At 61.8% G+C, this 22,921-nt stretch carries 20 protein-coding genes; 17 read left to right on the top strand and 3 right to left on the bottom strand.

Annotation, left to right across the window (positions count from 1 at the left end):
- Nucleotides 1-24 precede the first annotated feature (24 nt).
- Nucleotides 25-723, bottom strand: a complete 699-nt coding sequence (gene ubiG / locus ACAX43_RS04850; protein WP_370707288.1) for a bifunctional 2-polyprenyl-6-hydroxyphenol methylase/3-demethylubiquinol 3-O-methyltransferase UbiG — start codon at nucleotides 721-723, stop codon at nucleotides 25-27.
- A gap of 218 nt (nucleotides 724-941) precedes the next feature.
- A complete protein-coding gene (gene ompA, locus ACAX43_RS04845) occupies nucleotides 942-1,592 on the bottom strand; it encodes an outer membrane protein OmpA (RefSeq protein WP_370707287.1) in 651 nt (216 codons plus the stop codon).
- A 523-nt stretch (nucleotides 1,593-2,115) separates the two neighbouring features.
- Here ompA and gyrA point away from each other — a divergent pair.
- The 17 genes from gyrA to cysM all read left to right on the top strand — a co-directional run bounded on the left by gyrA (nucleotide 2,116) and on the right by cysM (nucleotide 21,553).
- Complete coding sequence (gene gyrA / locus ACAX43_RS04840; protein WP_370707286.1) at nucleotides 2,116-4,716, top strand: DNA gyrase subunit A; 2,601 nt, start codon at nucleotides 2,116-2,118, stop codon at nucleotides 4,714-4,716.
- A gap of 124 nt (nucleotides 4,717-4,840) precedes the next feature.
- Nucleotides 4,841-5,443: a DUF2059 domain-containing protein gene (locus tag ACAX43_RS04835; protein WP_370707728.1), complete on the top strand. Its 603-nt coding sequence runs from the start codon at nucleotides 4,841-4,843 to the stop codon at nucleotides 5,441-5,443.
- A gap of 225 nt (nucleotides 5,444-5,668) precedes the next feature.
- On the top strand, nucleotides 5,669-6,751 hold the full coding sequence (gene serC, locus ACAX43_RS04830; RefSeq protein WP_370707285.1) for a 3-phosphoserine/phosphohydroxythreonine transaminase: 1,083 nt from the start codon (nucleotides 5,669-5,671) through the stop codon (nucleotides 6,749-6,751).
- A gap of 64 nt (nucleotides 6,752-6,815) precedes the next feature.
- On the top strand, nucleotides 6,816-7,898 hold the full coding sequence (gene pheA / locus ACAX43_RS04825; RefSeq protein ID WP_370707284.1) for a prephenate dehydratase: 1,083 nt from the start codon (nucleotides 6,816-6,818) through the stop codon (nucleotides 7,896-7,898).
- 81 nt (nucleotides 7,899-7,979) lie between these two features.
- Complete coding sequence (hisC, locus tag ACAX43_RS04820; protein WP_370707283.1) at nucleotides 7,980-9,092, top strand: histidinol-phosphate transaminase; 1,113 nt, start codon at nucleotides 7,980-7,982, stop codon at nucleotides 9,090-9,092.
- A gap of 52 nt (nucleotides 9,093-9,144) precedes the next feature.
- Nucleotides 9,145-10,086 carry a prephenate dehydrogenase gene (locus ACAX43_RS04815; RefSeq protein ID WP_370707282.1) on the top strand — a complete coding sequence of 314 codons (942 nt, stop codon included), beginning with the start codon at nucleotides 9,145-9,147 and terminating at the stop codon, nucleotides 10,084-10,086.
- A 19-nt stretch (nucleotides 10,087-10,105) separates the two neighbouring features.
- Nucleotides 10,106-11,410: a 3-phosphoshikimate 1-carboxyvinyltransferase gene (aroA, locus tag ACAX43_RS04810; RefSeq protein ID WP_370707281.1), complete on the top strand. Its 1,305-nt coding sequence runs from the start codon at nucleotides 10,106-10,108 to the stop codon at nucleotides 11,408-11,410.
- Between the two features lie 35 nt (nucleotides 11,411-11,445).
- Nucleotides 11,446-12,132, top strand: a complete 687-nt coding sequence (gene cmk / locus ACAX43_RS04805; RefSeq protein ID WP_370707280.1) for a (d)CMP kinase — start codon at nucleotides 11,446-11,448, stop codon at nucleotides 12,130-12,132.
- Between the two features lie 159 nt (nucleotides 12,133-12,291).
- Nucleotides 12,292-14,025 carry a 30S ribosomal protein S1 gene (gene rpsA, locus ACAX43_RS04800; RefSeq protein ID WP_370707279.1) on the top strand — a complete coding sequence of 578 codons (1,734 nt, stop codon included), beginning with the start codon at nucleotides 12,292-12,294 and terminating at the stop codon, nucleotides 14,023-14,025.
- A 32-nt stretch (nucleotides 14,026-14,057) separates the two neighbouring features.
- Nucleotides 14,058-14,381 carry an integration host factor subunit beta gene (locus ACAX43_RS04795; protein WP_370707278.1) on the top strand — a complete coding sequence of 108 codons (324 nt, stop codon included), beginning with the start codon at nucleotides 14,058-14,060 and terminating at the stop codon, nucleotides 14,379-14,381.
- A 304-nt stretch (nucleotides 14,382-14,685) separates the two neighbouring features.
- Nucleotides 14,686-14,979 carry a lipopolysaccharide assembly LapA domain-containing protein gene (locus tag ACAX43_RS04790; RefSeq protein ID WP_074282569.1) on the top strand — a complete coding sequence of 98 codons (294 nt, stop codon included), beginning with the start codon at nucleotides 14,686-14,688 and terminating at the stop codon, nucleotides 14,977-14,979.
- A gap of 69 nt (nucleotides 14,980-15,048) precedes the next feature.
- Nucleotides 15,049-16,224: a lipopolysaccharide assembly protein LapB gene (lapB, locus tag ACAX43_RS04785; protein ID WP_370707277.1), complete on the top strand. Its 1,176-nt coding sequence runs from the start codon at nucleotides 15,049-15,051 to the stop codon at nucleotides 16,222-16,224.
- Nucleotides 16,225-16,350: 126 nt separating this feature from the next.
- Nucleotides 16,351-17,766 (top strand): UDP-glucose/GDP-mannose dehydrogenase family protein, encoded by a 1,416-nt coding sequence (locus tag ACAX43_RS04780; RefSeq protein ID WP_370707276.1) that lies wholly within the window; start codon nucleotides 16,351-16,353, stop codon nucleotides 17,764-17,766.
- The gene (gene rfaE1 / locus ACAX43_RS04775; protein WP_370707275.1) at nucleotides 17,720-18,727 is read left to right on the top strand and encodes a D-glycero-beta-D-manno-heptose-7-phosphate kinase; all 1,008 of its coding nucleotides are present in this window, start codon (nucleotides 17,720-17,722) and stop codon (nucleotides 18,725-18,727) included. The genes ACAX43_RS04780 and rfaE1 overlap by 47 nt, the downstream gene beginning before the upstream one ends.
- 93 nt (nucleotides 18,728-18,820) lie before the next feature.
- Nucleotides 18,821-19,813, top strand: a complete 993-nt coding sequence (gene rfaD / locus ACAX43_RS04770; protein ID WP_370707274.1) for an ADP-glyceromanno-heptose 6-epimerase — start codon at nucleotides 18,821-18,823, stop codon at nucleotides 19,811-19,813.
- A gap of 77 nt (nucleotides 19,814-19,890) precedes the next feature.
- Nucleotides 19,891-20,283, top strand: coding sequence for a ComEA family DNA-binding protein (locus ACAX43_RS04765; RefSeq protein ID WP_370707273.1), 393 nt, complete (start codon nucleotides 19,891-19,893; stop codon nucleotides 20,281-20,283).
- A 367-nt stretch (nucleotides 20,284-20,650) separates the two neighbouring features.
- Nucleotides 20,651-21,553: a cysteine synthase CysM gene (gene cysM, locus ACAX43_RS04760; protein WP_370707272.1), complete on the top strand. Its 903-nt coding sequence runs from the start codon at nucleotides 20,651-20,653 to the stop codon at nucleotides 21,551-21,553.
- A gap of 108 nt (nucleotides 21,554-21,661) precedes the next feature.
- Here cysM and mltB read toward each other — a convergent pair whose 3' ends face one another.
- The gene (gene mltB / locus ACAX43_RS04755; RefSeq protein WP_370707727.1) at nucleotides 21,662-22,810 is read right to left on the bottom strand and encodes a lytic murein transglycosylase B; all 1,149 of its coding nucleotides are present in this window, start codon (nucleotides 22,808-22,810) and stop codon (nucleotides 21,662-21,664) included.
- Between the last annotated feature and the right edge of the window lie 111 nt (nucleotides 22,811-22,921).

Genomic DNA, 22,921 nt, shown 5'->3' with positions numbered 1-22,921 from the left:
CAGGGGTCAGTGCAGGTCGGGGGATCAGACGTCGCGACGGCAAGCGAGCATGTAGTTCACGCTCGTGTCGTCGGACAGCGTGAAATGCTTGCTGAGCGGGTTGTAGACGATACCTTTGATGTCGACCGTACGCAGGCCGGCGGCGCGCACGAAGCTCGCCAATTCCGACGGACGGATGAAGCGCGCGTAGTCGTGCGTGCCCTTGGGCAGCATCCGTGCGACATACTCAGCGGCGATCACCGCAAACAGATAGGACTTCACGTTGCGGTTCAGCGTGGAGAAAAACACCCAGCCACCAGGTTTCACGAGCGTCTTGCACGCCTCGACGATAGCGGCCGGTTCGGGCACGTGCTCGAGCATTTCCATGCAGGTGACGACGTCGTACGTGCCGGGTTCGCGCGCGGCGAGCGCCTCAGCGGCGATTTCTTCATAGTTAACAGTTGCACCGCTTTCAAGGCTGTGAAGATCCGCCACACCGAGTGCCTGGCTCGACAAGTCGATTCCCTTCACATGTGCGCCCAAGCCTGCCATCGACTCCGACAGAATGCCGCCGCCGCAGCCAATATCCAGCACGGTCTTGCCGGCGAGATGCGCGTGCGTGTCGATCCAGCCCAGGCGAATCGGATTGAGTTCATGCAGCGGTTTGAATTCGGCATTGGGGTCCCACCAACGATGAGCAAGGTCGCTAAATTTCTGCAGTTCGTGGGGATCGGCGTTGGTCATAGCGGAAGCTGCCTCGATGAGAGCGGTGAGCGGGCGCTCGAGGATAAACCCTGAGTATATAGGCCGAGAGACGGGGCGGCAAAATGCCGCGCACCGGGTGGCCCGCTCTATTCCTGTGCCCGGTGCGGGCAAGCCCGGAGAAAGCGCGGGGCGTCTGAAGCGTCGGCATAAAAAAAGCCCCGCCGAAGCGGGGCTTTAATACTGCGGTATTTTGTAGCTTACTGCTTCGAAGTACCCACAACTTCGACTTCCACGCGGCGATCCGGTGCGAGGCAGGCGATGAGTTGCTTACGGTTCTTCTGGTTGCAACCGGTCGTGACCGGGTTGCGCTTACCCTTGCCTTCCGTGTAAACACGGTTGGATTCGATACCCTTGCTGACCAGGTACGACTTCACAGCTTGAGCGCGACGCAGCGACAGACGGTCGTTGTACTTGTCCGAACCGATACGGTCCGTGTAACCCGTTGCGACGACGACTTCAAGGTTCAGCGCGCCGATCTTCGATGCCAGATCGTCCAGCTTTTCCTTGCCGCTCGACTTCAGGATAGCCTTGTCGAAGTCGAACAGTGCGTCGGCCTGATACGTAATCTTTTGGCTCGTGATAGCGGGTGCAGGAGGTGCGACCGGAGCCGGCGGGGTCGGAGCCTGGGCAACCAGGGCGCCATCGCACTTAGCGTTGGCCGTTGCCGGCGTCCAGAATGCATCGCGCCAGCAAAGCTCGTTCGTGCCGTTCATCCACACGTATTCGCCGGTACCATTCACCCAGTTGTCGTTCGTGGCTTGTCGCGACGCCGGCACCGATTGCGCCATGGCGGATGCAGCCATAACTGCGGTAGCTGCAATGAACGCGAGCTTTGAAAGTTTATTCATATTTCTCCTCTCGAAATTGAGATTACCGCAGGTTTACTGCGAGCCTGTTGACGAAGACAAGTCATACATTGCTCGAAGTATAACATCGGTGTAGAACAAAAAACGTGCTGTGTAGACTTCGAGCAGTGTCTAACTCTTTGTGCGTTGGCATTTTGCCATATCGTTCCCTTCCGACGATAAAAAAATCTGCCCCCGATCAAAACGCCCGCCAATTGTGGTGCATGCGCAACAAAAGCAATTCCTTGGAGGGGCCGCCAGTCATGGCTGAGCGGCGGATTGGCCCACGCACGAATCGAGCCTGCCCTCGATCGACGGTGGGGCGTCCAGATGCCCGTGGGTTCGCCCGCTAATAGGTATACGTACCCCCGCCGGGGGCGGATGCGCGGCATGTTAGAATCGCGTGATGCGTTGCGCCTGCAATGCTTACGCGAAGGCGCGGCATTTCCGTCGCCTTGGCACGTAAAAGATACGGATAATGGATCAATTCGCCAAAGAGACTCTGCCAATCTCCCTAGAGGAGGAAATGCGCCGTTCGTATCTCGATTACGCGATGAGCGTGATCGTGGGGCGTGCGCTTCCCGATGTCCGCGATGGCCTGAAGCCGGTACACCGGCGCGTGCTGTACGCGATGCACGAACTGAACAACGACTGGAACCGGGCTTACAAGAAGTCGGCGCGTATTGTCGGCGACGTCATCGGTAAATATCACCCGCACGGCGACACGGCTGTCTACGACACCATCGTCCGGATGGCGCAGAATTTCTCGCTGCGCTACATGCTGGTGGACGGTCAGGGCAACTTCGGTTCGGTCGACGGCGACAACGCCGCGGCGATGCGGTACACCGAAATCCGCATGGCAAAGATCGGCCACGAACTGCTGGCCGACATCGACAAGGAAACCGTCGACTTCACGCCGAACTACGACGGCAGCGAAAACGAGCCGGCCATCCTGCCGGCGCGTATTCCCAATCTGCTGATCAATGGCTCGTCCGGAATTGCGGTCGGCATGGCGACCAACATCCCGCCGCACAACCTCAACGAGGTTGTCGACGCTTGTCAGCACCTGCTGAAAAACCCGGAAGCCACGATCGACGAACTGATCGAGATCATCCCGGCGCCTGATTTCCCGACCGCCGGCATCATCTACGGCGTGGCCGGCGTGCGCGACGGCTATCGCACCGGCCGCGGCCGCGTGTTGATGCGCGCGCTTACGCACTTCGAGGAAATCGACCGCGGCCAACGCATGTCGATCATCGTCGACGAGTTGCCGTATCAGGTGAACAAGCGTTCGCTTCTGGAGCGCATCGCCGAACTGGTCAACGAGAAGAAGCTCGAAGGCATCTCCGACATCCGCGACGAATCCGACAAAAGCGGCATGCGCGTCGTGATCGAGTTGAAGCGCGGCGAAGTGCCGGAGGTCGTTCTCAACAATCTGTATAAGGCGACCCAGCTTCAGGACACCTTCGGCATGAACATGGTCGCGCTGGTCGACGGCCAGCCGAAGCTGCTGAACCTGAAGGAAATGCTGGCGTGCTTCCTGTCGCATCGCCGGGAAGTGCTGACGCGGCGCACTGTATACGAGTTGCGCAAGGCTCGCGAACGCGGTCACGTGCTCGAAGGTCTGGCGGTCGCGCTGGCCAACATCGACGAGTTCATCGCGATCATCAAGGCCGCGCCGACTCCGCCGATCGCCAAGCAGGAATTGATGGCGCGGCCGTGGGATTCGTCGCTGGTGCGCGAAATGTTGTCGCGCGCCGAGACGGAAAACGCGACGGCCGGCGGCCGTGAGGCTTATCGTCCGGACGGTTTGAATCCGTCATTCGGTATGCAGTCCGACGGCCTCTACCGTTTGTCCGACACCCAGGCTCAGGAAATCTTGCAGATGCGTCTGCAACGCCTGACGGGTCTGGAGCAGGACAAGATCATCGGCGAGTACCGCGAAGTGATGGCGCAAATCGCCGACCTGCTGGACATCCTGGCTCGCCCGGAACGCATTACGGCAATCATCGTCGACGAACTGACGTCGATCAAAGCCGAATTCGGCGACGCGCGCCGTTCGAAGATCGAGCTGAACGCAACCGAGCTGAACACCGAAGACCTGATCACGCCGCAAGAAATGGTCGTGACCATGTCGCACGCCGGCTACGTGAAATCGCAGCCGTTGTCCGAATATCGCGCACAGAAGCGCGGTGGTCGCGGCAAACAGGCCACGTCCATGAAGGAAGACGACTGGATCGACACGCTGTTTATCGCCAACACGCACGATCACATCCTGTGCTTTTCGAATCGCGGCCGAGTCTACTGGGTCAAGGTCTATGAAGTGCCGCAGGGCTCGCGGAATTCTCGCGGCCGGCCGATCGTCAATATGTTCCCGTTGCAGGACGGCGAGAAGATCACGGTCGTGCTGCCGGTCAAGGAGTTCTCGGCCGACAAGTTCGTGTTCATGGCCACTGCGTTGGGAACGGTAAAGAAGACGCCGCTGGAAGCCTTCAGCCGGCCGTTGCGCAAGGGTATTATTGCGGTCGGCCTGGATGACGGCGACTACCTGATTGGCGCCGCCATCACGGACGGCCAGCATGATGTCATGCTGTTCTCGGATTCCGGCAAGGCGGTGCGTTTCGATGAAAACGACGTGCGTCCGATGGGTCGTGAAGCGCGTGGTGTGCGCGGCATGCAGCTCGAAGACGGCCAGAGCGTGATTGCGTTGCTGGTGGCGGGCGACGAGCAGCAGTCGGTGCTTACCGCAACCGAAAACGGCTTCGGCAAGCGCACGCCGATCACCGAATACACCCGTCACGGCCGCGGTACGAAGGGAATGATCGCGATCCAGACGTCGGAACGTAACGGCAAGGTGGTCGCCGCCACGCTGGTGGATTCGGAAGCGCAGATCATGCTTATCACCAATACGGGCGTGCTGATTCGTACGCGGGTATCGGAAATTCGCGAAATGGGGCGCGCAACCCAAGGTGTTACACTCATCAGCCTTGATGAAGGGACCAAGCTTTCAGGTCTGCAACAGGTTGCTGAGGCGGAAGCGGATGTAGATGTAGATGCAGATGTGGAAGGCGACACCGAAGGTCCTGCCGAAGGCGACAACGGCGGTGAAGACGGTGGTGCGGCCTGATTCGCGTCGGCGGCTTTCAGTTTTCAGTGATTGGTTGAAAGCTGCGCTGGGAAATAAGGCGTATCGGGCCGATACGCATCCCGCGCGGCTCACAGTTCAAATTAATTTCTCTTAGGGAGTAATGATGCAAAAACGATTCAAACAACTGATGTTGCTGGCTGCCCTCGTGCCGACCTTCGCCATGGCTCAAGCGCTTCAGAGCTCGGCACCGGCGGCTCCGGCTGCTGCCGCGGCACCGGTTGATCCGGCCAAGCAGGCTGCAATCAAGGACCTGCTGGACGCAATCGACGCACAGAAGCTCGTCGGTGCAATCGGCAACAGCGCGCAAATGCAAGCCAAGCAACTGGTTCCGGCTATCCTGTCGGACGCCCTGAGCGAAAACAAGACGATGACGGATAAGCAGAAGCAGGCTTCCGTCCCGGCGCTGCAAAAGAACGCAGTGCCGAAGCTGGTTGACGGCGCAGGCCAGGTGTTCGCAACGGACAGCTTCCGCCAGGACGCAATGCAAGCTCAGTACGACGCTTACGCAAAGTACTACAGCACGTCGGAAATCAAGGATCTGACCACGTTCTACAAGAGCCCGACCGGCCGCAAGTTCATCCAGGTCCAGGACCAGGTTGGCCGCGACGTCGTGAACGGCTTGATGCAAAAGTACATGCCGCAATCGATCAAGGCAACGCGTGACCAGGCTGACAAGGAAGTCGCTTCGGTCAAGTCGGCGAAGTAAGTCGACTCAGTGAGGCCGGCTGAGTAAGTCAACAGTCGAAAGGCTGCGCTGACATCGCGTTGGCCGCCTCTCGCAAGCCATACGGCATGCGGGGTTTGGCGGGTTGGCGGTGACAATGCGATAATGGCCGTTTGCGCACACGCGCAGACGGCCATTTTCTTTTTGGGCGCGAAATTGTCGTTAAATGTGCGTCGTCACGCTCGCGCCAGCTTCCAGGATCTCACGATGCGCGTCTTTAATTTCTCCGCCGGCCCCGCGGCCATGCCAGAAGAAGTGCTGCGCCAGGCAGCCGGCGAGATGCTCGATTGGCAGGGCAGTGGCATGAGCGTGATGGAAATGAGCCATCGCGGCAAAGAATTCATGTCGATCCACGAGGAAGCGCTAGTGGATCTGCGTGAGTTGCTCGAGGTGCCGGCCAGCCACCGCATCCTGTTCCTGCAAGGGGGCGGCCTGGGCGAAAACGCGATCGTGCCGTTGAATCTGATGGGCGCGAAACCGCGCGCGGATTTCGTCGTGACCGGTTCGTGGTCGCAGAAGTCGCTGAAGGAAGCGCAAAAGTACGGCACGGTGCATCTCGCGGCGAGCGGCCAGACGGCCGAAGGCTTCACGCGCGCGCCGGCACGTTCCGAATGGCAACTGTCGGACGATCCGGCTTACGTGCATCTGTGCACCAACGAGACCATCCACGGCGTCGAGACATTCGAGATTCCCGATCTCGGCGATATTCCGCTGGTGGCCGACGCCTCGTCGCATATCCTGTCGCGCCCCATGGACATCGCCAAATACGGCGTGCTGTTCGGCGGCGCGCAGAAGAACATCGGCATGGCGGGCGTGACGGTCGTGATCGTGCGCGAAGACATGCTGGATCGCGCCCAGTCGATCTGTCCGTCGGCGTTCGAGTGGAAGACCGTCGCCGAGAACAATTCGATGTACAACACGCCACCCACCTACGCGATCTACATCGCGGGACTGGTGTTCAAGTGGTTGAAGAAGCAGGGTGGCCTTGCTGCGATGGAAGCGCGTAACCTCGAAAAATCGAAGCTGTTGTACGACGCGATCGATTCGAGCGGCTTCTATTTGAACAAGGTCGAGCGTGGCTCCCGCTCGCGGATGAACGTACCGTTTTTTCTCGTCGACGAGTCGCGCAACGAAGATTTCCTGGCCGGCGCAAAAGCGCGGGGAATGGTGCAGCTAAAGGGCCACAAGTCCGTCGGCGGCATGCGGGCGTCGATTTATAACGCTGTCCCGCTCGAAGGCGTCAAAGCGCTTGTCGAATACATGAAGGAATTCGAACAGCGCAGCGCCTGATTGTCCTGGACCTTCAGGCGCGCGCATCCTTTCCAGCAGTTACCCGGCAGGGCCGTTTTCACGCATGGACGACGAACTCAATACCCGACTCAAACCCCTTCGCGAACGCATCGACGCGCTCGACGCGCAGTTGATCGCGCTCCTCAATCAGCGTGCCGCGGTGGCGCTCGAAGTGGGCGAGGTCAAGAAGCATTTCAATGCGCCGGTGTTCCGGCCGGAGCGCGAACAGCAGGTGATCGCGCGCTTGCAGGACATGAGCGACGGGCCACTCGCGAGCGAACATATCAGCGCAATCTGGCGCGAGATCATGGCCGCGAGCCGCGCGCTCGAAAAGACCATCAAGGCCGCTTATCTCGGCCCGATCGGCACGTATAGCGAACAGGCCATGCACGAGTACTTCGGTCAGTCGATCGAAGGTCTGCCGTGCCCGTCGATCGACGAAGTGTTTCGCTCGGTGGAAGCCGGCGCCGCGGAATTCGGCGTCGTGCCGGTCGAGAATTCGACCGAAGGCGCGGTGTCGCGTACGCTCGATCTGCTGTTGCAAACGCAACTCACAATTGGTGGCGAACTGGCCTTGCCGATTCACCACAATCTGTTGACGCTGAACGGCGGTCTCACCGGCGTGAAGCGCGTGTGCGCGCATGCGCAGGCGCTTGCCCAGTGCCAGCGCTGGCTCGCGACCAACGCGCCGCATCTCGAGCGCCAGGCGGTGTCGAGCAATGCCGAAGCCGCGCGCATGGCGGCGGAAGACCCAGCCGTTGCGGCCATCGCGGGCGATCGTGCCGCGACGCACTATGGCCTGCAAGTGGCCTACGCGCTGATCCAGGACGACCCGCACAATCGCACGCGTTTCGTCATGATCGGCAAGGAGCGGACCGGCGTCAGCGGGCATGACCAGACATCGTTGATCGTTTCGGTGGCGAACGAGCCGGGCGCCGTGTTCAAGCTGCTGGAGCCGTTGGCGCGACATAGCGTATCCATGACCCGTTTCGAGTCGCGCCCGGCGCGCGTCGGCACGTGGGAGTATTACTTCTATATCGACGTCGAAGGCCATCGCGACGAACCGGCGGTCGCCGCCGCGCTGACCGAACTCGGCCAGAAGGCCGCGTTCCTGAAGATACTCGGCTCGTATCCGCGCGCCCGCTAAGGTCTGTCGAGGCGCGCTCATGCCGGTCGGGCGCGCCTACCGCATATTCATCTACTACTAATTAGTCGTTCGGAGATTTTCATGACAACGTCCTTCGGTCCTTCCTATGTTCGCGCGATTGCGCCTTACATCGCCGGCAAACCGATTTCGGAAGTGGCCCGCGAGTTCGGCCTCGACGAAGCGACCATCGTGAAACTCGCGTCGAACGAAAATCCGCTCGGCATGCCGGAATCGGCACAGCGCGCGATGGCGCAGGCCGCCAGCGAACTCGGCCGCTATCCGGACGCGAATGCATTCGAACTGAAGGCGGCGCTGAGCGAGCGTTACGGTGTGCCGGCCGACTGGGTAACACTTGGCAACGGCAGCAACGACATCCTCGAAATCGCCGCACATGCATTCGTCGAGAAGGGGCAGTCGATCGTCTACGCGCAGTATTCGTTCGCGGTCTACGCACTGGCCACGCAAGGCGTGGGCGCGCGCGCGATCGTCGTGCCGGCCGTCAAGTACGGTCACGATCTCGAGGCCATGCTTGCCGCGATCACCGACGATACGCGCCTGATCTTCGTCGCCAACCCGAACAATCCGACCGGCACGTTCATCGAAGGCGCGAAGCTCGAAGCGTTTCTGGATAGGGTGCCACCTCACGTGGCCGTTGTGCTCGACGAGGCGTACACGGAGTATCTGCCGGAAGAAAAACGCTACGACTCCATTGCGTGGGTGCGTCGTTATCCGAATCTGCTGGTGTCGCGCACGTTTTCGAAGGCGTTTGGCCTGGCGGGCTTGCGCGTGGGCTTCGCGATTGCGCAGCCTGAATTGACGGATCTGCTGAACCGTCTGCGTCAGCCGTTCAACGTGAACACGTTGGCGCAGGCCGCTGCGATCGCCGCGCTAAATGACAAGGCGTTTCTGGAACAGAGTGCGGCGTTGAACGCGCAAGGCTACCGTCGTCTGACCGAAGCGTTCGACAAACTCGGTCTCGAGTACGTGCCGTCAGATGGCAACTTCGTGCTGGTGCGCGTCGGCAACGACGACGCAGCCGGCAACCGGGTCAACCTGGCGTTGCTGAAGCAGGGCGTGATCGTGCGCCCGGTCGGCAATTATGGGTTGCCGCAATGGCTGCGCATCACGATCGGCCTGCCGGAAGAAAACGAAGCGTTCCTTGCGGCGCTCGAAAAGACGCTCGCCACCGCGTAAGCGGTAGACCTTGACCCGCGCGCCTCATTTGCATGAATAGCGCGCTTTTTCTGTGACCGACGTGGCCGCGTTCTCTTTTAATAAGCTGGTGATTTTCGGTGTCGGCCTGATCGGCGGATCGCTTGCGCGCGCGCTGCGCGAGCGGGGCGAGGTGGCAGGCGCGCGCACGGTGATCGGCGTCGGGCGTTCGTCCGCGTCGACAGCCCGCGCTCTGGCGTTGGGCGTGATCGACGCAGCCGCGGCGCTGAATGACGACGCCGCGTTGCGTGATGCGCTGTCCGGCGCAGACTTTGTGCTGCTTGCCGCGCCCGTCGCCCAGACGCAGCCGTTGCTCCAACGCATTGCACCGTTTCTTGAGGCAGGCACGATCGTCACCGACGCCGGCAGCACCAAGTCCGACGTGGTTTCCGCTGCCCGTGCGGCGCTCGGTGCGCGCGTCGCCCAGTTCGTGCCGGGGCATCCGATTGCCGGGCGTGAGGCGAGCGGCCCGGATGCCGCCTTGCCTGACCTGTATGTGAACCGCAATGTCGTGTTGTGCCCGCTGCCGGAGAATGCACCGGAAACGGTCGAGCGCGTTGCCGCGATGTGGCGCGCAACCGGCGCTTGCGTGCGCGACATGGCGCCCGACCAGCATGACCGCGTGCTCGCCTCGGTCAGTCATTTGCCGCACGTGCTGTCATTCGCGCTCGTCGAACAGATTCTCAATTCGCCCGACGCCGCGCTGAAATTCTCATTCGCCGCCGGCGGTTTCCGCGACTTCACGCGCATCGCCGCGTCGAGCCCGGAAATGTGGCGTGACGTGTGCGTCGCGAATCGCGTTGCGCTGCTGGATGAGCTGGATGCCTACACAGCGGTGCTCGCGCGCTTACGCGCGGCAATCGACGCCGCCGACGGCGCCGCGCTCGAAGCCGTGTTCGCCCGCTCGCGGGTCGCGCGCAGCGAATGGCAGGAACAGCGCACTGCCGGGGCCGCCCTCGGCGATGCCTCGAAATAACCGGAAACTGGACTCAATCATGGAATTCCTCGATCTCGGACCATTTTCTCGTGCGTCCGGCACGGTTCGCCTGCCCGGTTCGAAGAGCATTTCGAATCGTGTGTTGCTGCTCTCGGCGCTCGCCGAGGGAGAAACGACCATCACGAACCTGCTCGATTCGGACGATACGCGCGTGATGCTCGAGGCGCTCGAAAAGCTCGGCGTGCGGTTGAAGCGTGAAGGCGACACCTGTGTCGTGACCGGCACGCGCGGCGCGTTCACGGCGCGCACGGCCGACCTGTTCCTCGGCAACGCCGGCACGGCGGTGCGGCCGCTGACCGCGGCGCTCGCGGTCAATGGTGGCGACTATCGTATCCACGGCGTACCGCGCATGCACGAGCGGCCGATCGGCGACCTGGTCGACGGCTTGCGGCAGATCGGCGCGACGATCGACTACGAAGAGAATGAAGGCTATCCGCCGTTGCGGATTCGCCCGGCGCGGATTCTGGCCGACGCGCCGATCCGCGTGCGCGGCGACGTGTCGAGCCAGTTCCTGACCTCGCTGCTGATGACGCTGCCGCTGTTGCGTACCGAAAGCGGCGTGAGCACTGTGCAGGTGGACGGCGAACTGATCTCGAAGCCGTACATCGAAATCACGATCAAGCTGATGGAGCGCTTCGGCATCAAGGTCGAACGCAACGGCTGGCACCAGTTCGTCGTGCCGGCGGGGCAGCGTTATCAGTCGCCGGGCACGATCATGGTGGAAGGCGATGCGTCGTCGGCATCGTATTTTCTGGCGGCCGGCGCGCTCGGCGGCGGCCCGTTGCGGGTGGAAGGCGTCGGGCGGGCCAGCATCCAGGGCGACGTCGGCTTTGCCGATGCCCTGATCAAGATGGGCGCGAACCTGCAGATGGGCGACGACTGGATTGAAGTACGCGGTGTCGGCAACGACAACGGCAAGCTCGACCCGATCGACATGGACTTCAACCTGATTCCCGATGCCGCGATGACGATCGCCGTCGCCGCACTGTTCGCCGACGGTGCGACCACGCTGCGTAACATCGCCAGCTGGCGCGTGAAGGAAACCGACCGGATCGCCGCAATGGCGACGGAACTGCGCAAGGTCGGCGCGCAGGTGCAGGAGGGTGAGGATTTCCTCGTCGTCACGCCGCCTGAAACGCTGATCCCGAACGCCGCGATCGACACCTACGACGATCACCGCATGGCGATGTGCTTCTCGCTGGTGAGTCTCGGCGGCGTGCCGATCCGGATCAACGACCCGAAGTGCGTCGGCAAGACGTTCCCCGATTATTTCGAGCGCTTCACCGCGCTCGCTCAACCCTGATTCGTCCCCGAATCGACTGACGTGCGACTTTTTCGATGAAACCGACCCGTCCCTTTCACCAAACGCCCGTCATTACGATCGACGGCCCGAGTGCCTCCGGCAAAGGCACCGTGGCCGCGCTGGTTGCAGCAAGCCTCGGCTTCCACTTGCTGGACAGCGGCGCACTGTATCGGCTCGCCGCGCTGGCCAGCATTCGCTACAACGTCGCGGCGAACGACATAGACGCCCTTGTAAACCTGATCGACGACTTGCACATCACCTTTCGCGAAGGGCTGGCGCAACTCGACGGCACTGATGTATCCACCGATATTCGCGCGGAGGAAGTCGGCAGCCGCGCCTCGGCGATTGCCGTGCACGCGCCCGTGCGAACCGCGCTGGTGGCGCGCCAGCGGGCTTTCCGTAAGGAACCGGGACTGGTCGCCGACGGCCGCGACATGGGCACCGTGATCTTCCAGGACGCCGTACTGAAGGTGTTCATGACCGCCAGCGTCGAGGCCCGCGCGGCGCGCCGGCATAAGCAATTGATCCAAAAAGGATTTTCTGCTAATATGGATGACTTGCTCCGGGATTTGCGTGAGCGCGACGAGCGCGACAGTCAGCGCACAGCCGCGCCGCTCAAGCCCGCAGCGGATGCAAAGCTGCTTGATACCTCCGCATTGTCGATCGACCAGTCGGTTGAGCAGGTGGTGCAGTGGTATGAAGCATGGGTCCCGCATGCTTGATGTTTGAGTAGCGTTTGAGCGGTGGGCGCAGTAGAAGTACCGTAGTCAGTAGGTGCTCCGCGCGTGGCGTGGAGCGTGTATTAACCCTTTAACCCCGCGTGGCATTCGCATCCTTGCCGAAGTTGCTGACCGTCCGGCCAGCCGGGCACCGCGAGAACCATGCAAATTTTGATTTTTATGTCCGACCTGCAAACTTCCAACCCGAATACCGAATCTTTTGCGGCTCTGTTCGAAGAGTCGCTGACCAAGCAAGACATGCGCGCCGGCGAAGTGATCTCCGCCGAAGTCGTGCGTGTTGACCACAACTTCGTGGTCGTCAACGCTGGTCTCAAGTCCGAAGCCTACATCCCGCTCGAAGAGTTCCTGAACGACGCGGGCGAGGTAGAAGTGCAGGCGGGCGACTTCGTTTCCGTCGCGATCGACGCGCTGGAAAACGGCTATGGCGACACGATCCTGTCGCGCGACAAGGCGAAGCGCCTGGCTTCGTGGCTGTCGCTGGAGAAGGCGCTCGACAACAACGAACTCGTGACCGGCACGATCACGGGCAAGGTCAAGGGCGGCATGACCGTCATGGTCAACGGCATCCGCGCGTTCCTGCCGGGTTCGCTGGTTGACACGCGTCCGGTCAAGGACACGACCCCGTACGAAGGCAAGACGCTGGAATTCCGCGTCATCAAGCTCGACCGCAAGCGTAACAACGTCGTGCTGTCGCGCCGTGCCGTGATCGAAGCAACCCAAGGCGAAGAGCGCGCAAAGCTGCTCGAAACGCTGAAGGAAGGCGCGATCGTGGAAGGCGTGGTGAAGAACATCACCGATTACGGCGCATTCGTGGACCTCGGCGGTATCGACGGCCTGCTGCACATCACCGACATCGCATGGCGTCGTGTGCGTCACCCGAGCGAAGTGCTGTCGGTTGGCCAGGAAGTCACCGCGAAGATTCTCAAGTTCGATCAAGAGAAGAACCGCGTTTCGCTGGGTATCAAGCAACTGGGCGACGATCCGTGGGAAGGCATCTCGCGCCGTTACCCGTCGGGCACGCGCCTGTTCGGTAAGGTCACCAACATCACCGACTACGGCGCATTCGTCGAGGTGGAATCGGGCATCGAAGGCCTGGTCCACGTGTCGGAAATGGACTGGACGAACAAGAACGTCGCACCGTCGAAGGTTGTTCAGCTGGGCGACGAAGTCGAAGTCATGGTTCTCGAAATCGACGAAGACCGCCGCCGTATCAGCCTCGGCATGAAGCAATGCAAGCCGAACCCGTGGGACGACTTCAGCCGCAACTTCAAGAAGGGCGACAAGCTGCAAGGCGCAATCAAGTCGATCACCGACTTCGGCGTCTTCATCGGTCTGCCGGGCGGCATCGACGGTCTGGTTCACCTGTCGGACCTGTCGTGGAGCGAAACGGGCGAAGAAGCGGTTCGCAAGTACAAGAAGGGCGACGAAGTGGAAGCGATCGTTCTCGGCATCGACGTCGAGAAGGAACGCATTTCGCTGGGTATCAAGCAGCTCGAAGGCGACCCGTTCAGCAACTTCGTTGCAATGAACGACAAGGGTTCGATCGTCGACGGCGTGGTCAAGACGGTGGACGCGAAGGGTGCAGTGGTTACGTTGTCGGCTGAAGTCGAAGGCTACCTGCGCGCTTCGGAAATCGCACAAGACCGCGTGGAAGATGCTCGCAACGTGCTGAAGGACGGCGACAAGGTCAATGCGATGATCATCAACATCGATCGCAAGTCGCGTGGTATCAACCTGTCGATCAAGGCCAAGGATTCGGCTGAGCAACAGGAAGCGATCCGCGGCCTGGCTTCGTCGGATTCGAGCTCGGCTGCTACCGGCACGACGAACCTCGGCGCGCTGCTGAAGGCCAAGCTCGACGGCCAGAACCAGTAAGCCCAGCGTTTTCTTAAGGGGTCTGCTGCAGTATGACCAAATCGGAATTGGTCGCCCAGCTGGCTACGCGATTTCCGCAGCTTGTACTTAAAGATGCGGATTTCGCGGTGAAGACGATGCTTGATGCGATGTCGGAGGCGCTTGCCAACGGTCATCGCATCGAAATTCGCGGCTTCGGCAGCTTCGGCCTCAACCGTCGTCCCTCCCGTGTCGGGCGTAATCCGAAATCGGGCGAGAAGGTGTTGGTACCTGAGAAGTATGTACCGCACTTCAAGCCCGGCAAGGAGTTGCGCGAGCGGGTAGATCGTCGCGCGGGCGAGCCGATGAAGGCCGAAGAGCCGGATGACGATCTGTAAATGCTTTGCTGCGCGGGTCGGCAGCGTGGCATCGGCAGCGTCAGCGGCCAAAGCCAGACGGCAAAAGACCAGAAAAAGCGCCTTCGGGCGCTTTTTTTTCGTCCGTAGTTTTCGTTCGCCCGAACACCCCGCGGACGCGTTCGTTTGCGGCAACGCACACCTCGCGCAAGTCCTCTATCCGCCAGTTCCTGCCCAGCCGCGAGGGCTTCAATTACAATACGGGTCACTTCGGCGCGGGCAACACCGTGGCGCGACGCGTCATCAAGCCGGCGTCACCCCGCAACTGCCGTCAAGAGACCTATTCATGAAATTTATCGTCTGGCTGATCCGTGTGCTGGTGTTCGTGCTGCTGCTGGTGCTCGCGCTCTCCAATACACAACCCGCTACGCTGAATTTCCTCGCTGGCTACGCGTGGTCGGCGCCTTTGATCCTGATCGGCCTCGCGTTCTTCGTGGTGGGGCTGCTGGCCGGGCTGGTGTCGTCGATGCCGGCCATGGTGCGCCTGCGCATGGAGAATGGCCGGCTCAAGCGCGAACTGCGGGTGGCGCGCGAAGCCCCCGTGGTGGTCGAGCAACCGCCCATGCCGCCGCTGATCTAAGTTGTCTTCTGCCGTGCCGTTGAAGCACGGCTTTCCGTTTCCGCTTTCCCGAACATTTGCATTAATCGCATGGATCTAGACTTCTGGTGGCTGCTTGTCATACCCATCGCTTTTGCGTTTGGCTGGATGGCCGCGCGCTACGACCTCAAGACGCTGCTGTCCGAAAGCGCCAGCTTGCCGCGCTCCTACTTCCGCGGCCTGAATTTCCTGCTCAACGAGCAGCCTGATCAGGCGATCGATGCGTTCATCGAAGTGGTCAAGCTCGACCCCGAAACGGTCGAGTTGCACTTCGCGCTGGGTAATCTGTTCCGGCGCCGTGGCGAAACGGACCGTGCGATTCGCGTGCATCAGAATCTGCTGAGCCGCACGGATCTGCCCGTCACCGAGCGCGATCACGCGCTGTACGAACTGGGCCAGGACTTCCTGAAAGCCGGCTTGCTCGACCGCGCCGAAGAGACCTTCCGCTCGCTCGAAACCGGCAATTACGCGTTGGGCGCGCAGCGCGCATTGCTGACCATCTACCAGATCGAGAAAGACTGGATCAAGTCGATCGACACTGCGCGCCACCTGGAAACGATGGGCGCCGAATCGCTCGACAAGGAAATCGCGCAGTTCCATTGCGAGCTCGCCCAGGAAGCGCTGCAACAGAAGAACGCGGAGGAGGCGCGCCGCCAGCTCGGCTTTGCCCTGAAGGCGAATTCGACCAACGTGCGCGCCACGATCCTGTTCGGCGACGTCGACGCGGCCGGTGGCGCGCAAGACGCGGCCATCGCCCAATGGCGGCGCGTCGAGGAACAGAATCCGGCCTATCTGCCGCTCGTCGCGGAAAAGCTGATGAAGGCCTACGAGGCGCTCGGCCGCCCGCAGGATGGCGCCGACCTGCTTACCACGTGGGTGGACCGCTATCCGTCGAACGATCTGCTCGATGTCGCGTATCAGCACGTCGCGGCGTTGCGCGGGCCCGATGCCGCGCATGCACTGGCGCGCTCGCAGATGCAGAAGTCGCCGAATCTGGCGGGCATGACGCGTCTACTGGAGGCACAGGAAGCGGTCGCGGAAGAGCCCCGGCGCAGCGAGCTCGAACTGATGCGCACGCTAATCCGTCAGCGCACCAAAAATCTGCCACGGTATACGTGCCAGAATTGCGGTTTCAGGGCGCGGCTTTTCTATTGGCAGTGCCCGGGTTGCAGCGGTTGGGAAACCTATGCGCCGCGTCGCGTCGAACCGATCACGGCGTCGAATTGATCGCGCGCGCAATCGCCTAGCCGCGCCGCAACGACGGCGGTCCAATAGGCGAGGCATGCCGAACCGGACCATGACGGCCTTGTTTACTACGAGAAACTCCCACCGGAACCCTCTACCGGAAAGCGTATGAAAATCACCATTATCGGCACAGGCTATGTCGGCCTCGTCACTGGCGCGTGTCTCGCCGAAATCGGCCACGACGTCTTCTGTCTCGACGTCGATCCACGCAAGATCGAAATCCTCAACAACGGCGGCGTGCCGATCCACGAGCCGGGCTTGCTGGAGATCATCGCCCGCACACGCGCGGCGCGGCGCATCACGTTTTCGACGGATATCGCAGCGAGCGTGGCGCACGGCGACGTGCAGTTCATCGCGGTCGGTACGCCGCCCGATGAAGACGGTTCGGCCGACCTCCAATATGTGCTTGAGGCCGCGCGCAACATTGGCCGCACGATGACCGGGTTCAAGGTCATCGTCGACAAATCGACGGTGCCGGTCGGCACTGCGCAGCGCGTGCGCGCGGTAGTCGAAGAGGAACTGGCGAGGCGCGGGCTCGCCGACAGCGAGCAACACCGATTCTCGGTGGTTTCCAACCCTGAATTTTTGAAGGAAGGCGCGGCCGTCGACGACTTCATGCGCCCTGATCGCATCGTGCTCGGCAGCGACGAAGACGAAGCCGGCCTGCGCGCGCGCGAACTGATGAAGCGCCTGTACGCGCCGTTCAACCGCAATCACGAACGCACGCTGTATATGGACGTGCGCTCGGCTGAATTCACGAAATACGCAGCCAATGCGATGCTCGCCACGCGCATCTCGTTCATGAACGAGATGTCGAACCTGGCGGACCGGGTCGGTGCGGATATCGAAGCGGTACGTCGCGGCATCGGTTCGGACCCGCGTATCGGCTATGACTTCCTGTATGCCGGTTGTGGGTACGGGGGCTCGTGTTTCCCCAAGGACGTGCAGGCGCTGATCCGCACCGCCAGCGAAAGCGGCCACAATCTGCGCATTCTCGAAGCGGTCGAGGAAGTGAACTACAAGCAGAAGGACGTGCTGGTGCACAAGATCGCGGGCAAGCTCGGCGAAGATCTGAGCGGCCGTACATTCGCCGTGTGGGGGCTCGCCTTCAAGCCGAATACCGACGATATGCGCGAGGCGCCGAGCCGTCGCGTCATCGCCGAACTGCTGGCGCGCGGCGCCCAGGTTCGCGCGTACGATCCGGTGGCCGTGACCGAAGCGCGCCGCGTGTTCGCCATGGATCTGCACGATGCACCTGACCAGCTCGCGCGCCTTACGTTCACGAGCACCCAGGACGAGACGCTCACCGGCGCCGACGCGCTCGTGATCGTCACCGAATGGAAGGAATTCAAGAGCCCGGATTTCGTGCATCTGAAATCGGTGCTGAAGTCGCCGCTGATTTTCGACGGCCGCAATCTGTACGAACCGGACGCGATGACCGAGCTCGGCATCGACTATCACTCGATCGGACGACCCTATGCCCAGCCCTCTGAACTTCCGGCCGCTGTCTCCAGCAATGCCTGAGGCCGCTGCGTCCACGCTGGCGCCGAAGCTCGCCGTGGTGCGGCGCGAACGGCTCGGTGCCGCGCGCGTGCTGGTGGTCGGCGACGTGATGCTCGATCGCTACTGGTTCGGCGACGTGAACCGTATTTCGCCGGAAGCGCCGGTGCCGGTCGTGCATGTGCAGCGTCAGGAAGACCGCCTCGGCGGGGCCGCGAACGTGGCGCGCAATGCGGTCGCGCTCGGCGCGCAGGCGGGCTTGCTGTGCGTGGTCGGTCATGACGAGCCCGGCGAGCGCATCGTGCAGTTGCTCAGCGAAAGCGGTGTGACGCCGCATCTCGAACGCGACCCGGCGCTGCTCACCACCATCAAGCTGCGCGTGCTGTCGCGTCAGCAGCAGTTGCTTCGCGTCGACTTCGAAAACTCGCCGGCGCATGAAGTGCTGCTTGCGAGCCTTCAGCGCTTCGACGACCTGCTGCCGTCGCACGACGTGATCCTGATGTCGGATTATGCGAAGGGCGGCCTGACGCATGTCACGCAAATGATCGCGAAGGCGCACGCAGCGGGCAAGCCGGTGCTGGTCGATCCGAAGGGCGACGATTGGGAGCGCTATCGCGGTGCGACGCTGATCACGCCGAATCGCGCCGAGTTGCGCGAGGTGGTCGGCCAGTGGAAATCCGAGGAAGATCTGATCGCGCGCGTGACCAGGCTGCGCGCCGATCTCGAGTTCAAGGCGCTGTTGCTGACGCGGTCGGAGGAGGGCATGACGCTCTTCTCCGAAGACGGCATCCTGCACACTTCGGCCGTTGCACGCGAAGTGTATGATGTGTCGGGCGCGGGCGACACCGTGATCGCCACGCTCGCCGCCATGCTCGGCGCGGGCCTGACGCTGGTCGAGGCGGTCGGACTCGCGAATCGCGCGGCCGGCATCGTGGTCGGCAAACTCGGCACCGCCACCGTCAACTACGACGAACTCTTTCATTGATGCGGGCCGCCGGATTCTTCGCTTTGCGCCCTTCGGTGGCAAAAAAAAGGAATCCGCGGCGCGGCAGCTGAAAATCATTACCGCAGGATCATCATGACCCTCATCGTCACCGGCGCGGCCGGCTTTATCGGCAGCAATCTCGTGAAGGCGCTCAACGAGCGCGGTGAACAACGCATCATCGCGGTTGATAACCTTTCGCGCGCGGACAAGTTCAAGAATCTGGTCGACTGCGAGATCGACGATTATCTCGACAAGACTGAATTCGTCGAACGCTTCAAACGGGGCGATTTCGGCAAAGTGCGCGCGATTTTCCACGAAGGTGCCTGCTCGGACACGATGGAAACCGACGGCCGCTACATGATGGACAACAACTTCCGCTATAGCCGTGAAGTACTCGATGTCTGTCTCGCACAGAACGTCCAGTTTCTGTACGCGTCTTCGGCGGCAACGTACGGCGGCTCGAACCGCTTCGTAGAAGAGCGCGAAGTCGAGCAGCCGCTGAACGTGTACGGTTATTCGAAGTTCCTGTTCGACCAGGTGATTCGCCGCGTGTTGCCCACCGCGAAGAGCCAGATCGCCGGCTTCCGTTATTTCAACGTGTATGGGCCGCGCGAAACGCACAAGGCGCGCATGGCGTCGGTGGCGTTTCACAACTTCAACCAGTTCCGCGCCGAGGGCAAGGTCAAGCTGTTCGGCGAGTACAACGGTTATGCCGCGGGCGAGCAGACACGCGATTTCGTCTCTATCGAAGACGTGGTGAAGGTCAACCTGTTTTTCTTCGACAATCCGGACAAGTCCGGCATCTTCAACCTCGGCAGCGGCCGTGCGCAACCATTCAACGATATCGCCAGCACGGTGGTCAACACTCTGCGTTCGCTGAACAACGAGCCGCCTTTGTCGCTCGCGGATCAGGTGCAGCGCGGGCTGATCGACTACATTCCGTTTCCCGATGCATTGCGCGGCAAGTACCAATGCTTCACGCAGGCCGACCAGACGAAGCTGCGTGCCGCCGGTTACGATGCGCCGTTTTTGAGCGTGCAGGAAGGTGTCGATCGATACGTACGTTGGCTATTCGGCCAGGTGTAAATCTTTCGGATACCTCTTTAAACTGGAATCTCCCGGTTGGTGATGGTCGCCAACCGGTTGTACGAGGGAGATTCCATATGTTTCGAAAAATTCTGGTTACCGCGGCGATGCTGGCCGCTTTCGGCCACGCGTATGCCGCGGTCGACGTCAACACTGCCAACGAGGATGCGTTGCGCGGCATCAAGGGCATCGGTCCTGCCAAAGCGAAAGCCATTCTCGACGAGCGTTCGGCGCATGGTCCGTTCAAGGACCCGGCCGATCTCGGCAAGCGCGTCAAAGGCATGGGCGGGCATACCGTCGAGCGCCTGCAGGCGGAGGGTCTCGCTGTCGGTCCGGCTGGCGCGGCTGCTAACACGCAGGCTGCGGCGTCTTCACAGACCAAGGGCGCGACCGCTGCGGGCAATGGCGCCAATGCGGCCGCCTCGGCCAATACCCAAAAGAACAACGCCACTGTGGCGGTAAAGAAATAGCCTGACGCGGGCCGTGCGCGCGGGGCTGGTTACCGGCGCGCGTGGTCCGCTACCGTCGTTCCCCTTCATGGTCGGAGTGGGTCAGTACACTCCTTCAGCTGTCATGCAGATGACTGGCTCCCGCGGTTCTCAACCGCGGGCTTTTTGCGCTGGGAGGCGTGGTTCGCGCGTGATTGGTCCGCGGTTCTTCGCACAGCCTTTTTGCACGGCGCTTTACGCAGCCTTTTGCGCGGTGACCGGTCGCCCTGCGCGCTCGCTGGTCGACGCCTGCATCCATGCGGACAGAAGGGCCGCACGGCAGCCGCACGCACGGTGGTTTAGAATCGATGGATTGAAGACTCCGCGCATCGACTGCACTCGAACCGATATGGCTTACAAAACGATTGAAGACACGATTGGCAATACGCCCCTCGTGCAACTCGTCCGGCTCCCTGACGACGAGATCCGCAGCCGCAATAACGTGATCCTTGCAAAGCTCGAGGGCAACAATCCCGCGGGTTCGGTGAAGGACCGTCCGGCGCTGTCGATGATCAAGAAAGCGGAAGCACGCGGGCGCATCAAGCCGGGCGACACGCTGATCGAATCGACCAGCGGCAACACCGGCATCGCGCTGGCTATGGCGGCGGCGATCCGGGGCTACAAGATGGTGCTGATCATGCCGGAAGACCTGTCGGTGGAGCGCCGTCAGAGCATGGCCGCCTATGGCGCGCAGATCGTGCTGACGCCGGTCACGGGCGGCATGGAATACGCGCGCGATCTCGCCGAGCAGATGCAACGCGAAGGCAAGGGCCTCATCCTCGACCAGTTCGCGAACCCGGACAATCCGGCCGCGCACGTCGAAGGCACGGGCCCGGAAATCTGGCACGACACCGAAGGGCGCATCACGCACTTCGTGTCGTCGATGGGCACGACCGGCACGATCATGGGCGTGTCCACCTACCTGAAAGAACAGAATCAGGCGATCGAAATTATCGGCGCGCAGCCGGAAGAAGGGTCGCGCATTCCGGGCATCCGCAAGTGGCCGGAAGCCTACCTGCCGAAGATTTTCGATCGCAGCCGAGTGGATCGCGTGGAAAACGTAAGCCAGGCCGCTGCTGAAGCGATGGCTCGGCGCATGGCTTCGGTCGAAGGGATCTTTGCCGGCATCTCGTCCGGCGGCGCCTGCGAAGTGGCGCTGCGCGTTGCACACCAGGTGGAGAATGCGACGATCGTGTTCATCGTCTGCGACCGTGGCGACCGGTATCTGTCGACGGGTGTGTTTCCGGCTTAAGCGTACGTCGTAGCGCCAGCCAATAGAAAAGCGCCGGACTATGCCGGCGCTTTTTTTGTGTCGCTCGCCCGTGAAGCGGCGAGAGCGTGGCAACAACCGCCGCGCAGCTTATTGCGAAGCCGCTGCCGGCGCCACCGCATTGCTGCTGGCGTTGGCCGCGTCACTAGCCTGCATCTGCGCTTTGACCCGCTCGCCCAATTGATAGACCGCGAGTGCGTAGAAGAAGCTGCGGTTGTAGCGCGTCAGCACATAGAAGTTCTTCAAGCCCAGCATGTACTCCGTGCCGCGCCCGGGCGACGGCAGATCGACCACCGTCACCGGCGTGGCGGCTTCCGACGCGATATCGAGCTCTGGCTCGTTCAGCAGCAGCCCGGCGCGCAGCAATTGGTCGAGCGGCCAGTGCGGCTCCGGTTGACCGTCGGCGGCGGCTTGCGCAACGCCCAGGCTGCCGGCGTCCGAACCGATCTTCCACACCACCGGCCGGCCGTTTTCCCAACCGTTCTGACGCAGATAGTTCGCCACGCTGCCGATCGCATCCGCCTGGCTCGTACGCAAATCGATCTGCTTGTTGCCGTCGTAGCTGACCGCGTATTGCACGATGCTGCTCGGCAGGAACTGCGGAATCCCGATCGCGCCAGTGTAGGAGCCGAGCACCGTGGTCGGATCGATTTGCGAATCGCGCGTCCACACCAGGTAGTCTGCGAGATTCTTGCGGAAGGTCGCCTGGCGATCCGCGCGATTGGCGGTGTTCGGATAGTCGAAGCTGAGCGTGGTCAGCGCGTCGAGCACGCGGAAGTTGCCCATGAAGCGGCCGTAGATCGTCTCCACGCCGATGATGCCGACGACCACTTCCGGCGGCACGCCGAATTCTTCGTAGGCGCGCTGCAGCGTCGCCTGGTTGGCGCGCCAGAAGCGCGCGCCGGCGTTGATGCGAACCTGATCGAGAAAGCGCGACTGATATACGCGCCAGTTCTTGACCGACGGCGAAGGCGAGGGCGTGACGAGCTTGACCGCCGTGGCCGAATAGCTCACGCGTGCGAAGAGGGCATGCAGCGCGGCTTCGTCGAAGTCGTAGCGCGCCGACATGTCGTTGATGAACGCGTCGACATTCGGGTTGTTCGCGTAACGCTGGGGAATAATCTCTTCTTCGAAGGTTTGCCCTTGCGGCACCACCGGCTGCGGTTGGCTTTGCGCGAGCCGCAGCGGCGGCTTCTTCCCGGCGCTTTGCGCGATCGCCGGACTGGTTGCCATGAACATGCACGATGCGACGGACAGTGCGGCGGCCACGGTCTTCATGCGTAGCCGGTTTCGTGCGGACAGAGCAAGCTTGACGGTCATAGTGAGCTAGGGGCGCAGTGCGAAAGAGAC

It is taken from the genome of Paraburkholderia sp. IW21 (assembly GCF_041321145.1).
GTDB lineage: Bacteria > Pseudomonadota > Gammaproteobacteria > Burkholderiales > Burkholderiaceae > Paraburkholderia.
Note: the sequence above shows the minus strand (reverse complement) of the source record. Positions and strands in the feature narration are given on the sequence as shown.